Origin of the sequence: Sedimentimonas flavescens (assembly GCF_025154035.1) — a bacterium.
Taxonomy (GTDB): Bacteria; Pseudomonadota; Alphaproteobacteria; order Rhodobacterales; family Rhodobacteraceae; genus Rhodobacter; species Rhodobacter flavescens.
Map to the genome: position 1 here is coordinate 73962 of NZ_JAOALJ010000003.1, position 13765 is coordinate 87726.

General features: G+C 64.0%; 9 protein-coding genes and 1 tRNA gene. 3 read left to right on the plus strand and 7 right to left on the minus strand.

Annotated elements, in window-relative coordinates; genetic code table 11:
* Window positions 1–5 precede the first annotated feature (5 nt).
* Both N3C64_RS06935 and N3C64_RS06940 read left to right on the plus strand, forming a co-directional pair.
* Entirely contained in the window at window positions 6–932 is a 927-nt protein-coding gene (locus N3C64_RS06935; RefSeq protein ID WP_260013402.1) for a glycosyltransferase family 2 protein, read from the plus strand.
* A gap of 103 nt (window positions 933–1035) precedes the next feature.
* Entirely contained in the window at window positions 1036–2469 is a 1434-nt protein-coding gene (locus tag N3C64_RS06940; protein WP_260013405.1) for a mannose-1-phosphate guanylyltransferase/mannose-6-phosphate isomerase, read from the plus strand.
* 5 nt (window positions 2470–2474) lie between these two features.
* Here the strand turns inward: N3C64_RS06940 and mtgA are convergent, their stop codons facing one another.
* The 6 genes from mtgA to N3C64_RS06970 all read right to left on the minus strand — a co-directional run bounded on the left by mtgA (window position 2475) and on the right by N3C64_RS06970 (window position 12142).
* Window positions 2475–3218 carry a monofunctional biosynthetic peptidoglycan transglycosylase gene (mtgA, locus tag N3C64_RS06945; protein ID WP_260013408.1) on the minus strand — a complete coding sequence of 248 codons (744 nt, stop codon included), beginning with the start codon at window positions 3216–3218 and terminating at the stop codon, window positions 2475–2477.
* Window positions 3219–3380: 162 nt separating this feature from the next.
* Entirely contained in the window at window positions 3381–7919 is a 4539-nt protein-coding gene (gltB, locus tag N3C64_RS06950; RefSeq protein ID WP_260013419.1) for a glutamate synthase large subunit, read from the minus strand.
* A gap of 12 nt (window positions 7920–7931) precedes the next feature.
* Window positions 7932–8546 carry a hypothetical protein gene (locus N3C64_RS06955; RefSeq protein ID WP_236021140.1) on the minus strand — a complete coding sequence of 205 codons (615 nt, stop codon included), beginning with the start codon at window positions 8544–8546 and terminating at the stop codon, window positions 7932–7934.
* Between the two features lie 215 nt (window positions 8547–8761).
* Window positions 8762–10195 carry an NAD(P)-dependent oxidoreductase gene (locus N3C64_RS06960; protein WP_218630126.1) on the minus strand — a complete coding sequence of 478 codons (1434 nt, stop codon included), beginning with the start codon at window positions 10193–10195 and terminating at the stop codon, window positions 8762–8764.
* Between the two features lie 160 nt (window positions 10196–10355).
* On the minus strand, window positions 10356–11156 hold the full coding sequence (locus N3C64_RS06965) for an undecaprenyl-diphosphate phosphatase (protein WP_260013421.1): 801 nt from the start codon (window positions 11154–11156) through the stop codon (window positions 10356–10358).
* The gene (locus N3C64_RS06970) at window positions 11156–12142 is read right to left on the minus strand and encodes a complex I NDUFA9 subunit family protein (RefSeq protein ID WP_260013423.1); all 987 of its coding nucleotides are present in this window, start codon (window positions 12140–12142) and stop codon (window positions 11156–11158) included. Before N3C64_RS06970 ends, N3C64_RS06965 begins: the two co-directional genes overlap by 1 nt.
* A gap of 160 nt (window positions 12143–12302) precedes the next feature.
* On the opposite strand from N3C64_RS06970, the gene N3C64_RS06975 reads away from it, so the two are divergent.
* A tRNA-Leu gene (locus N3C64_RS06975) sits at window positions 12303–12387 on the plus strand.
* Window positions 12388–12641: 254 nt separating this feature from the next.
* Here N3C64_RS06975 and N3C64_RS06980 read toward each other — a convergent pair.
* Window positions 12642–13640, minus strand: coding sequence for a Hint domain-containing protein (locus N3C64_RS06980; protein ID WP_260013425.1), 999 nt, complete (start codon window positions 13638–13640; stop codon window positions 12642–12644).
* Window positions 13641–13765: the final 125 nt, after the last annotated feature.

Genomic DNA, 13765 nt, shown 5'->3' on the forward strand with positions numbered 1-13765 from the left:
CCGCGATGAGCGCACCGCATGTCGCGATCCTAATGGCGGTGCGCAACGGCGCGCGGCACCTGCCCGCGCAACTCGACAGCATCGCCGGGCAGGAGCACACCAACTGGACGCTGATCGTCAGCGATGACGGATCGCGCGATGGCTCGTCCGAGATCATTTCGGGTTTCGCGCAGCGGGGGCACCGCGTGATCTGTCTTGATGGACCGCAGCAGGGGGCGGGTGCGAACTTCCTATCGCTGGTGCGCCGGATGCAAGGCCATGTGCCCGCGACAAGCTGGCTCGCCTTTGCCGATCAGGATGATGTCTGGTTGCCTGATCGGCTTTCGCGCGGGATCACCGCGCTGGAGGGCATCGCGGGCCCCGCGCTCTATTGCAGCCGCACCTGGATCACCGATGAGCGGCTGGAGCACCGCCGGATCTCCCTGCCACGCCCGCGCGCCCTGGGGTTCCGCAATGCGCTGGTGCAGAATGTGGCGGCGGGCAACACCATCCTGCTCAACCCGGCAGGTTCCCGACTGGCCAGCGCCGCCGCACCCGAGGCTGGTCGCGTTATCATGCATGATTGGTGGATCTATCAGCTTATGTCCGGGGCGGGCGCGCAGTTGATGCATGACGATCGCCCCTCCCTGCTCTACCGCCAGCACGCCAGCAATGAGATCGGCGCGAATGACGGCGCGGGGGCGAAGCTGAGCCGTCTTGGGCAGCTTCTCGCGGGGCACTATCGGCAGTGGAACGGCGTGAATGTCGTCGCGCTGAGCGCTTCGGCGCATCGCCTGACGCCCGAGAACCGCGCGCTTCTGTCTGGTTTTGCGGCTGTGCGACGCGCTCCGTTCTGGCGGCGACCGGGAGCTCTTTGGCGCCTCGGGCTCTACCGTCAGTCGCGCGCGAGTACCGCCGCGCTCTGGCTTGCGGCGATGCTGGGTCGGCTCTGATCCGCCGATCCCCGGAATAATGCACGCCATGATGGTATGAATGGCTGCGCAATCGTAGGTTGGGTTGTATATCTAAGGGTATGATTTTCGAACAGGTTTCAAAATGAAGATCACGCCCTGCCTTCTTTGCGGTGGTTCCGGCACCCGGCTCTGGCCGCTGTCGCGCAAATCCTACCCCAAGCAGTTCGCCTCCCTCATTGGCGAGGAAAGCCTGTTTCAGGCCTCGGCGCGGCGGGTTTCGCAGGCGGCTGGAGGCTTGAGCTTTGCCCCGCCGCTGACGATCACCAACAATGACTTCCGTTTCATCGTGGCCGAGCAACTGACCGAGGCCGGGATCGATCCCGGACCGATCCTGATCGAGCCGGAGGGGCGCAATACCGCCCCCGCGGTGCTGGCGGCCGCCCTCTATCTGGCGCAGCATGACCCCGAGGCGGTCATGCTTGTGGCACCTTCGGACCACCTGATCCCGGACGCTGCGGCGTTCCTTGCCTCGGTCGAGGCGGGTCTTTCGGCCGTCGCGCGCGGCGATCTGGTCACCTTCGGCATCGCACCCACCCGACCCGAGACGGGCTACGGCTATCTGCATCTGGGCGCACAGCCCGACGGCTCGGGCCAGCCAATCGCGCTGCGCAATTTCGTCGAGAAGCCTGATCTCGCCAATGCCGAACGGATGCTGTCCGCAGGCGACTACCTGTGGAACGCAGGCATTTTCCTGTTCCGCGTGGCCGACATTCTGGCCGCCTTCGAGGCACATGCCCCGGAATTGCTGGATCCTGTGCGCCAGTCGGTCACCCAGGCGCGCAGCGATCTGGGCTTCGTGCGGCTTGAACCCGAGGCCTGGGGCATGGCACGCGATATCTCGATCGACTATGCGGTGATGGAGAAGGCCCAAAATCTCAGCGTTGTCCCCTTCAGCGGCGAGTGGTCCGACCTTGGCGGTTGGGATGCGGTCTGGCGCGAAAGCGGGCCGGATGCGCGGGGCGTTGTCTGCTCGGACCACGCGACCGCCATCGATTGCGCCGATAGCCTGCTGCGCTCCGAGGCCGAGGGGGTCGAGCTTGTGGGCATCGGGCTGGAAAACATCATCGCCGTGGCGATGCAGGACGCAGTTCTGGTCGCCGCCAAGGACCGCGCGCAGGACGTGAAAGAGGCCGTCGCCGCCCTCAAGGCGCGCGGCGCCAAGCAGGCCACGCAACTGCCGCGTGACTATCGCCCCTGGGGCTGGTTCGAAAGCCTCGCAACCGGCGCGCGCTTCCAGGTCAAGCGCATCGTCGTGCATCCGGGCGCGGCGCTTAGCCTGCAAAGCCATTTCCACCGCTCGGAGCACTGGATCGTGGTCGAGGGCACCGCCGAGGTGACCATCGACGAGACCACCCGCCTGATCAGCGAGAACCAGTCCGTCTATATCCCGCTTGGTGCGGTGCACCGGCTGCGCAACCCGGGCAAGGTGCCGATGGTGCTCATCGAGGTGCAGACCGGCACCTATCTGGGGGAAGACGACATCATCCGCTACGAGGATGTCTACGCGCGCAGCTGATCGCCTCAGTCGTGCTCGAAACACATGGCGCGGCCATCCACGCGGATGGTCTGCGCGCCATCCTCGATCGAGCGCGCGCGGCGCGACACGAAGGACGAGGGTTTCGAGGCCGAGCGGCCTTTAGGGTCGGGCAGAACGGCGGCAAGCAGCGCCGCCTGGCGCGGGGTCAGTTGATCGGGTGTCGTGCGGAAATAACGAAAAGCCGCCGCGTTGACGCCAAAGACGCCCTCATCGAATTCGGCCACGTTCAGATAGACCTCAAGGATGCGCCGCTTGGTCCAGACCGCCTCGACCACCGGGGTCAGCGCGGCCTCCATCGCCTTGCGCAGCCAGCTGCGGCCCTGCCACAGGAAAACGTTCTTCACCACCTGCTGGCTCAGCGTCGAGGCGCCGCGCCCCGAACCCTCGTCGATGGCCTGACGGATGGCGCGCATGTCAAAGCCCCAATGCTCGCAAAAGTTCGCGTCTTCGGCGGCTACGACTGAGCGTGCCACGACCGGGGCGATTTCCTCGATAGGTGCCCACTGCTGATCGACGCCGCCAAGGCGTCGCGCCTCGGACCACATGGTGATCGTGGTGGGCGGGTTGATGAAGGAATAGAGCACCACCAGCGCCAGCATCGCCGCGACGAAGCCAAAGCCGATTCGCGCCGCCCATTTGAACAGCCAGCCAAACAGCGCCCGGTTCTGGGTTTGCTGCCCGCGCGGTTTGCGTTTCGTCCTGCCTGTGGTGGTCTTTTTCTGCGCCATGCCGCCATAAGTCACGGCTGGCCCCTGCTGGTCAAGCCGGTCGCTGCACCCATGGCGTGCGGCTGCCGATCTTGTGCAAAATGGGCTGGTTGGGCCAAGCCCGAAATGAGAAGGGCGAGGCAATTCGCCCCGCCCTTTCGCGTTCTGACTGCGTGCCGGCGCTTACTCGGCCGGCATCGCCTGCGGCTCGTCGCTTAGCGGGAAGGGCAGATGCACCAGCATCTCCTTCGGGCAGACCTGTAGGAAATTGGCGCGCTCGGCCTCCCAGTTCTGCAGGATGTCGCTGGCCTTGCGCGAGCCGGTCTCCTTGGCGTGGCGCTCGATCAGGCCCTTCAGTTGGGCGTCCCAATGCGGGTGGCTGACCGCGCAGGTCACGAGGCTTTCGAGGTTCATGTAATCCTCGGCCAGCCCCTCCGGGTCGTAAAGGTAAGCCATGCCGCCGGTCATGCCCGCACCGAAGTTCGCGCCGATGCGGCCCAGGATCACCGCGACGCCGCCGGTCATGTATTCGCAACCGTTCGAGCCGCAGCCCTCGACCACAACCTTGGCGCCCGAGTTGCGCACGCCGAAACGCTCGCCCGCGCGGCCTGCCGCGAACAGATAACCGTCGGTCGCCCCGTAAAGCACGGTGTTGCCGATGATCGTGTTCTCGCTGGCCATCAGCGGCGAGGCCATCGGCGGACGTACCACGATGGTGCCGCCCGACAGGCCCTTGCCGACATAGTCGTTCGCGTCACCCGACACCTCGATCTTGAGGCCCGGCGCCGCAAAGGCCCCCAGCGACTGCCCGCACGAACCCGTCAGCTTCACCGTCAGATGGTCGGGTTGCAGCGCGTTGCGCATCCCGAAGTTCTTGACGATGTGGCTCGAGGCGCGCGTCCCGATGGTGCGCAGCGTGTTGCGGACCGCATAGGACAGCTGCATCTTCTCGCCATCCTCGAAGAAGCGGTGACCGTCCTTGATGATCTCGGCATCAAGCGTATCGGGCACGTAGTTGCGCGGCTTCGAGCGGTCGTAGACGATCTTGTCCCAGCCATCGACGGTGATCAGCAGCGGGTTCAGGTCGAGGTCGTCGAGGAAGGCCGAGCCACGGCTGACCTGCGTCAGCAGATCGGCGCGGCCGATGATCTCATCCATCGAGCGGGCCCCGATCGAGGCCAGGATCTCGCGCACTTCCTGGGCGTAGAAGGTGATCAGGTTGACCACCTTGTCGGCCGAGCCGGTGAACTTGGCGCGCAGCGCCGGATCCTGGGTGCAGACGCCCACCGGGCAGGTGTTCGACTGGCACTGACGCACCATGATGCAGCCCATCGCGATCAGCGCGGCGGTGCCGATGCCGTATTCCTCGGCGCCCATCATCGCAGCCATGACGATGTCGCGGCCGGTCCGCAGACCACCGTCGGTGCGCAGCGTGACGCGGTCACGCAGCTTGTTCATCGCCAGAACCTGATGCGCCTCGGTCAGGCCCATCTCCCACGGCAGACCCGCGTATTTGATCGAGGTCGCCGGCGAGGCGCCCGTGCCGCCATTGTGGCCCGAGATCAGGATGATATCGGCCTTGGCCTTTGCCACGCCCGCGGCGATCGTGCCGACGCCCGACGAGGCCACCAGCTTGACCGTCACCTTGCAGCGCGGGTTGATCTGCTTGAGGTCGTAGATCAGCTGCGCGAGGTCTTCGATCGAGTAGATGTCGTGGTGCGGCGGCGGCGAGATCAGCGTGACGCCCTTGGTCGAGTGGCGCAGACGCGCGATCAGGTCGGTGACCTTCATGCCCGGCAGCTGGCCGCCCTCGCCCGGTTTGGCGCCCTGGGCCACCTTGATCTCAAGCTCTTCGCAGTGGTTGAGGTATTCGGCGGTCACGCCGAAACGGCCCGAGGCCACCTGCTTGATCTTGGCGCTCGGATTGTCGCCGTTCGGCTCGGGCACGAAATGCGCCGGATCCTCGCCGCCTTCGCCGCTATCGGACTTGGCGCCGATACGGTTCATGGCAACGTTGAGCAGTTTGTGCGCCTCGGGCGACAGTGCGCCAAGCGACATGCCGGGCGTGACGAAGCGTTTGCGGATCGAGGTGATCGATTCCACTTCCTCGATCGGAACCGGCTTGCCGAGCGTCTTGATGTCCAGCAGGTCGCGGATATGGATCGGCGGGTTGGCCCGCATCATCGCCGAGTATTGCTTCCACAGGTCATAGGAGGCGCGGTCACAGGCCGATTGCAGCAGGTGCATCGTCTGTGCTTCCCAGGCGTGCTTCTCACCCGTGCGGCGGGCCTTGTAGAAGCCGCCGATCGGCATGACGTCCTGACCGCCCTTCCAGCCCTTGACATGCACCTCTTCCAGCTTGTGCTGGATGCCGTGCAGACCGATGCCCGAGATGCGCGAATGCATACCGGGGAAATACTCGGCCACCATGGCGCGCGACAGGCCCACGGCTTCAAAGTTCAGACCACCGCGATAGGACGAGATGATCGAGATCCCCATCTTCGACATGATCTTCAGCAGACCCGAGTCGATCGCATCGCGATAGCGGCGCATGTTGTCCACAAGGCTGCCTTCCAGCAACCCGCGCTCGATCCGGTCGGCGATCGAGTCCTGCGCCAGATAGGCGTTGACCGTGGTTGCGCCCGAGCCGATCAGAACCGCGAAATAGTGGCTGTCGATGCACTCGGCCGAGCGCACGTTGACCGAGGTGAAGGTGCGCAGGCCCTTGCGGGTCAGCCACGAATGCACCGCCGAGGTCGCGAGGATCATCGGCATGGCGACCTTTTCGGGGCCCTGATGCTCATCGGTCAGAACGATATGCAGCGCGCCCGAACGCACAGCATCCTCGGCTTCGGCGCGGATGCGCTCCAGCCCCTCGCGCAGGGCTTCCTGATCGGCATTGGCCGGGAAGGTGCAGTCGATGATCGCCACCGAGGCGCCGAATTGCTTCAGCATCTGCTCGTATTCCGCGTTCGCGATGAACGGGCTTTCGAGGCTCAGGATCTCGGTTTGGCTGCTGTCTTCGTCGAGCACGTTCTTGAGGTTGCCGAACCGCGTCTTGAGCGACATCACGCGGCTTTCGCGCAAGCTGTCGATCGGCGGGTTGGTCACCTGGCTGAAGTTCTGGCGGAAGAAATGCGACAGCGGGCGGTATTGCTTGGACAGAACCGCCGGCGGCGTGTCGTCGCCCATCGAGGCGATAGCTTCCTTGCCGTCCTCGGCCATAGGCGCGAGGATCTGCTCCAGCTCTTCGACCGAGTAGCCCGCCGCGATCTGGCGCTTGCGCAGCTCCGCGCCCGAGAACATCGCCTTCTCCGGCACATCGCGCATCAATGCGTTCAGGTCCACCACCTTCTCGACCCATTCGCCGAAGGGCTGGCTGTTGGCCAGACGGTCCTTGATGTCCTTGTCGTGGTACAGCTTGCCCTCACGCATGTCGACCGCGATCATCTGACCCGGCCCGAGCGCGCCCTTTTCGCGCACGCTCATTTCGTCGATCGGAACCATGCCGACCTCGGAACCCGCGATCAGCATGCCATCGCCAGTCACGACATAGCGGATCGGGCGCAGGCCGTTACGGTCGAGACCGCCGCAAACCCAGCGGCCATCGGTCATCGCCAGCGCGGCAGGGCCGTCCCACGGCTCCATGACCGAGTTGCAATAGGCATACATGTCCTGCCAGGCTTTGGGCATGTCGGTCGTGGCTTTCGACCAGGCCTCGGGGACCAGCATCGTCTTGGTCATCGGCGCCGAGCGGCCCGAGCGCACCATCACCTCGAAGACCGCATCCAGCGCGCCCGAGTCCGATGCACCAGCCGGGATGATCGGCTTGATGTCCTCGGCGGCGTCGCCGAAGGTGTTCGAGGCCATGCGGATCTCATGGCTCTTCATCCAGTTGACGTTGCCCTTGATCGTGTTGATCTCGCCGTTATGGGCCAGCATGCGGAAGGGCTGCGCCAGCCACCACTGCGGGAAGGTGTTGGTCGAGTAGCGCTGGTGATAGATCGCGAAGGCGCTCTCGAAGCGGTCGTCCTTGAGGTCGGGATAGAATTCCGCGACCTGCTCGGCCAGCATCATGCCCTTGTAGATGATCGAACGTGTGGACAGCGAGCAGACATAGAGGCCCGCGATCTGCGCCGCGATTGCCGCTTTCTCGATGCGGCGGCGGATGATGTAAAGCTCGCGCTCGAACTGCTCGTCGTCGATGTCCTTCTCGCAGCGGATCAGGATCTGCTCGATCTCGGGGCGGGTGGCGTTGGCCTTCTCGCCCAGCACTTCGGTGTTCACCGGAACGTGGCGCCAGCCGTAGATGTAGTGGCCCATCCGCAGAACTTCGGATTCAACGATCGTGCGGCACCGCTCTTGCGCGCCGAAGTCGGTGCGCGGCAGGAAGATCTGGCCCACGGCCACGCGCTTTTGCATGTTCGGCTCGTGGCCGGTGCGGCGGATCTGGTCATAGAAGAATGGAACCGGGATCTGCACGTGGATACCGGCGCCGTCGCCGGTCTTGCCGTCCGCGTCGACCGCGCCACGGTGCCAGATCGCTTTCAGCGCATCGATGCCGTTTTCGACAACCTTGCGCGAGGCCTTGCCGTCGATCGAGACCACAAGACCCACGCCGCACGATGCCTTCTCGTCGTCCAGCTTGAACAGCGAGTTCTCGTCCATCCACTTGCGCTTGGCTTCCTCGGCGGCAACCCAGGCTTCATCGTATTTCGTCATGTCAGTGCCTCCTCAGAGAGTGGGTCGGTCATTCAGGGGCGACGCGCCGGTCATCAGCATGTCGCAATCATATTTCGGGCGGGTCTCGCCAAAGCCCTCGTCGCCGGGAAAGGCGAAGGTCACGGGGGCCATACTGGTCGAGGCCTTGTCGCCAAAGACGTTCTCGAATTGCTCGGTATCGGCAAAGAACAGGCGCAGCTTGCGGCTGATCAGTTGCAGCCCCTTGCGATGGGCCAGGAAGTTCCCGGCCTCGTCCTCGACGGTCATGTCGAACTCGCAACGCTCCAGCACGACGCCGTCGATGGTGACACTCTCGCCGGTCAGCCGGTCGTAGCCCACGTTGCGGCGCACGTCGCCGAAGTTGTTGCGCGTGACGAAGTCGTAGTCGTCGCGGCCATCGGCCAGAAGCGCGCTGAACGAGGCATGATCGGCCGAGCCATCCTGATCCAGCCGGTCGATCTCGCCGGTCTCGGGGCTGTAGCTCAGCATCCAGCGGGTCTCGCTGTCGAGCTTCGAGATGAAGAAGACGCCAGAGCCATCGGCAAATGCGATGTTGCGATAGCCGGCGGGGTCGGTCTCGCAGCGATAGTGGTTTGCGACCTGGCAGTCATGCAATTGCACGGTCATTTCCAGCTCGCATCCGGGTGGCGGCGTGAACGAGGCGGCAGCCGCCGGCAGGGCGGCGCAGAGCCCCCCAACCGTTGCCAGAATTGCCGCTCGTGCGATCACCGCAAACACCCTTTCGAAACCTGTTGGGTCAGTCGCGCTGACCCGATGATGTCCGGCAGTTCGCCGGACCGCTGGCGCGCATCGGCATGGCTAACCCCGCCGATGCACCCTGATCACTCGGCGGCAACCGCCGCCGCGCCGTCGATGAACTTGACGACCGAGTCGGCCGCTTCGCGCCCGTCGCGGATCGCCCAGACCACAAGGCTTGCGCCGCGAACGATATCGCCCACGGCGAATACGCCCGGCAGGCTCGTCTTATGCGTTCCAAACGACGCCTTGATGGTGCCCCAGCGGGTCACTTCCAGCCCGTCCACACCCCAGAGTTTGGGCAGGTCTTCAGGCTCGAAGCCGAGCGCCTTGATCACCAGATCGGCCGGCTCTTCGTAGATGCCGCCCTCGATCGGCTCGGGCGATTGGCGGCCCGAGGCGTCCGGCGCGCCCAGTTTCATGCGCTGCACCGTGACCGAGGCGACCGGATTGCCCGCAAAGCCCTTGGGCGCGGCCATCCAGACGAATTCGACGCCCTCTTCCTCGGCGTTCTGCACTTCGCGCTGCGAGCCGGGCATGTTCGTGCGGTCGCGGCGGTAGAGGCACTTGACCGACTTGGCGCCCTGGCGGATCGCGGTGCGCACGCAGTCCATCGCGGTATCGCCGCCGCCGATGACGACGACATTCTTGCCCTCGGCATTATAGGTGCCATCGGCGAATTCCGGCACCTCGTCGCCGAAGCTGAGCTTGTTCGACACGGTAAGATAGTCGATCGCGCGCACGATGCCCTCGGCATCCGCGCCCGGATCGGTCAGATCGCGGGTCTTGTAGACGCCCGTGGCGATGATGACGGCGTCATGCTTGCCGCGGATCGCGTCAAAGCTGATGTCCTCGCCGACATTGCAGTTCAGCACGAATTCGACGCCACCCTGCGCCAGCTGATCGACGCGCTGCATGACGACGTCTTTCTCCAGCTTGAAGCCAGGGATGCCGTAGGTCAGCAGGCCGCCCGCGCGGTCGTAGCGGTCATAGACGGTGACTTGCAGGCCCGCGCGGCGCAGCACATCTGCGGCGGCAAGGCCACCCGGACCGGCACCGATGATGCCCACCGATTCCGCGCGCTCGACCGCCGGTTTGACGGGCTTCACCCAGCCCATGTCCCAGGCGGTGTCGGTGATGTATTTCTCGATGGCGCCGATGGTGACGGTGCCATGGCCGGACTGCTCGATCACGCAATTGCCTTCGCACAGGCGGTCCTGCGGGCAGATACGGCCGCAGATCTCGGGGAAGGTGTTGGTGGCCTGGCTGAGCTCATAGGCCTCTTGCAGGCGGCCCGCGGCGGTCAGTCGCAGCCAGTCGGGGATGTTGTTATGCAGCGGGCAGTGCGTGTGGCAATAGGGCACGCCGCATTGCGAGCAGCGCGAGGATTGCTCGGCGGCTTTCGCGTCGGCGAACTCGCGATAAATCTCGTTGAAGTCGTGGGAGCGCACACTTGCGTCACGCTTCTCGGGCATCTCCTTCGCCGTATGGACGAACTTGAGCATGCGTTCCTTTGCCATGGCCGTGCCTCCCTTCGAATGGATCGGGTGCGCATGGTTACACCGGGTCTGCGGAAAATAAAAGTCAGCAATGCTGTCTTAAATGGCATAAAAATGCGACCGAGCATCGCGGTTGACCCAGGAAAGAGCCAAAATTAGGTCAGTATGCAGTACCTAACTGTCAGTAACCTGCATAAATCAGGACCAGAGCGGCCGTTCCGACGATGATTCGCCACCAGCCGAAGGCCGCGTATCCGTGACGTCCAACGAAATCCAAGAGGCCTCGCACCACGAAGATACCCGAAATGAACGCGGCTACGAAGCCGATCGTGATCAGGTCGATGTCCTTGGCGTTCAGCAGATCGCGGCTCTTGTAGAGATCGTAGGTGAATGCGCCTGCCATGGTCGGCATCGACAGAAAGAAGCTGAATTCGGCCGCGGCGCGCTTGGATACGCCCATCAGCATGGCGCCAACGATTGTCGAGCCCGAGCGCGACACGCCCGGTATCATCGCAAGGCATTGGAACAACCCGATCTTGAACGCCAGCGTCGGCGATAGACGCATCGCATCCGTTTCGCGCTCGGGCAGATTCAGCCGGTCAACCCAAAGCAGGATCACCCCGCCAAGAACCAGCATGGAGGCGATCAGGATGGGTGTTTCGAACAGAATCGTCTTGATGATCCCATGTGCCGCAACGCCGATGATGGCGGCGGGCAGGAAGGCGACCAGCACCGTCAGGATGAAGCGGCGCGCGGCCGGGTCGTGCGGGGCCGAGGCGAACACATGGATCAGTCGCTGCGCATAGACGCCGACGATCGCCAGGATCGCCCCCAGCTGAATCAGCACCTCGAAGGTCTTGCCCGACGAGTTGAAGCCAAGAAAATGACCGGCCAAGAGGATATGGCCGGTCGAGGAAACGGGTATGAACTCGGTCAGACCCTCAAGCAGGCCGAGCAGGCCCGCGATGATCGTCTCATTCATTACGAAGTCTTGCGCATATTCTTAGCCGAGGCCTGAATGGCGTCATACTGGCCATGCGGGCGGAAACGCCACAGATAGTCGGGCAGCACGGCGCCAAGCGGCGTCGGCTTGATGCCGAGATCCGCGAAAGTCTTGGCGCCTTCCGACACGACGTTGTCCTTTTGCAGGTTCGTCAGCTGGTCGAGCGTCAGGATGCGGTTGGTCACGAGGCCGAGCGTCAGGCCCTGCACCACGTCGCCTGCGGCGGCGATGATCTTCGCAACAAAGACCGGCAGGCTTACAACCAGACGGCGGCGGTTGATCACCGGGAGCATCCGGCCGATCAGCCCCTTGAACGTATCGACATCGGGGCCACCGAGTTCATAGACGCCAGCGGCATTGCCCTCGGCGCCCATCACCGCGGCCTGTGCCACGTCATCGACCCAGACCGGCTGGAAGCGAGTATCGCCGCCCGCGACGGGCAGAATCGGGCCGAACTTGGCCATGGCGGCAAACTTGTTGAAGAAGCCGTCCTCGGTCCCGAACAGGATCGAGGGGCGCAGGATCATCGCGCTCGGGAAGTATTTGAGCACTTCGGCCTCGCCCAGGGCCTTCGTGCGTGCGTAGTTGCTGTCCGATTCCGCATCCGCGCCAATGGCCGAAACATGTACGAGCGACTTGACGCCCTCTTTCGCCGCAATGCGCGCGATAAGCCCTGCCCCATCGGCCTGCACCGCGTCGAAACGGTTCGGGCCTTCGTTCACGAGGATGCCGACGCAGTTGATCACCGCATCCGCGCCGCGCATCGCCTCGCGCACGCTGACGTGGTCGCGGATGTTGCACAGAACCGGCTCGACCTGACCGACGGCGCCGTAGGGCTTCACGAACAATGCCTCGTTCGGGCGGCGGACTGCGACGCGCACGCGCCAGCCGTCCTTTGCCATACGCCGGGCGATGTAACGCCCGAGGAATCCGGAACCGCCGTAGATCGTGACCAGCTTCGACATCGGCTTTGGCCTTTCAATTGCAAAAAGTTGCTCCCTGATTAGCGCCAAGCCCCTTGTCAAACAAGGCCAAAGGCCGGGTCGCGGAGCGAAGCGCAGAAAATCTTTCAAACCCCCGTTGACAGTCCCTGCGCCCCCGGCTACATCGCCCCTCACGACACCGGCCCAGGTGGCGGAATTGGTAGACGCGCACGGTTCAGGTCCGTGTGCCGCAAGGCGTGGAGGTTCGAGTCCTCTCCTGGGCACCAAACAAAAAAGCCGCTCAAGCGAATAGCTTGAGCGGCTTTTTGAATTTCTTGGCAGGGCTCTAAACCGGTCCCGGTTTCAGGCCGATACGAATCCGGCCCCGCCGTTCCAATACCCGATCTGATCGGCTTGAAGCCTGCGATTTCGCTTACCAAAAAGGCGCCGTTCGGGGCGGGCTTGCCGCCGCCCGCGGATCACTTGGCGAAAGACCAGCGCGGTAAGTGCGGATATGGAATCGTTTGCTGGCCTGCCGTGATCAGGCCGCCGCACTTCCAAGCAGTGGCTTTCCGTTGGCGGCGTGACGCTCGATCAGATGGCGTGCCTTTCTCCCCTGCGCGAGCGGTCGCGCAGGCGCGACATCAAACCTTTGCCCGGCCAGTTCGGGGAAGATCGCGAAAAGCTCCTCAACCGCCGCCGGGGCAAGCGATCTGAGGGCCTGCTTGCCCGGAAAGAGGCTCTCGGTCGGTGCGTTCTCGGCCATGATCAGGGCGTGCTGGTCGAAAACCAAATGGAAGTACTCCACCTCGGTTGCTGTTTCCTCCACGGCGATACCGGGAAGCGCGGTCAGCATGATCGCGGGGACGAGCACCTCGGGCGCGCCGAACATCCGCGCTGCGATGGTGGAGCGAACCAGCATCCGATGCTGGCGCGAAACCAGCAGATCGCGCGTCGGCAACCCCGGCCCAAGCGCACCCGCCGCGATCCGAACCGGCAGCAAGGCGGGGCTGGAGCGCAGCTCGCGCGGGTCGATCTTGCGTGAGAACACCGCGCGCAAGGCCTGCGGCGCGCCGGTCGGGCTGAGTATCAGATCGCCCGCCCGAAGCGTCTCGACCGGGCGGCTGCCATCGGTTGTGTCGATCATGCAGCCACGGGTCAAACACACCGGCGCCAGGGATCCGACATTCATCGAGCCCTGCACCGTGACATAGGTCGTGCGAACAAGGGTCGCATCATGCAGGACACTGCCGTCGGTCGGGGTGAACACCTCGCGGCCATCGGCCAGATAGAAGGTCGCGCCCGTGATGGTCGCGGTGCTGCCATCAGCATAGGTGACGGTCACGGTATCGCCCGGATAAGACCTTACGATCCGCGACCCGTCGATCACGTCACGCTGGCTGTTGGTGCCCAAGGCATTGATCAGCTGGTCATCCGTCCGATCCAGGATCTGATAATCGTAGACCGTAAGCGTGCTGCCGGCAGGGGGAGGGGCGGAGGGATCGATGATCCAGAACTGATCGGTATAGTAAGTTGCCACTGCTCGTACTCCTGCCTACTGACACGCCACACTCATTGGATGAGGCTTTCCCTTGCAGCGGCTTTCCGCTTGCTACAATCGAAAGTTTTCCATCTGGTTAAGCACTTAGCGGCTATGGCCTGTCG

Coding starts and splice junctions, on each gene's coding strand:
- N3C64_RS06935 (WP_260013402.1), top strand. CDS start 6: ATGAGCGCACCGCATGTCGCGATCCTAATGGCGGTGCGCAACGGCGCG.
- N3C64_RS06940 (WP_260013405.1), top strand. CDS start 1,036: ATGAAGATCACGCCCTGCCTTCTTTGCGGTGGTTCCGGCACCCGGCTC.
- mtgA (WP_260013408.1), bottom strand. CDS start 3,218: ATGGCGCAGAAAAAGACCACCACAGGCAGGACGAAACGCAAACCGCGC.
- gltB (WP_260013419.1), bottom strand. CDS start 7,919: ATGACGAAATACGATGAAGCCTGGGTTGCCGCCGAGGAAGCCAAGCGC.
- N3C64_RS06955 (WP_236021140.1), bottom strand. CDS start 8,546: ATGACCGTGCAATTGCATGACTGCCAGGTCGCAAACCACTATCGCTGC.
- N3C64_RS06960 (WP_218630126.1), bottom strand. CDS start 10,195: ATGGCAAAGGAACGCATGCTCAAGTTCGTCCATACGGCGAAGGAGATG.
- N3C64_RS06965 (WP_260013421.1), bottom strand. CDS start 11,156: ATGAATGAGACGATCATCGCGGGCCTGCTCGGCCTGCTTGAGGGTCTG.
- N3C64_RS06970 (WP_260013423.1), bottom strand. CDS start 12,142: ATGTCGAAGCTGGTCACGATCTACGGCGGTTCCGGATTCCTCGGGCGT.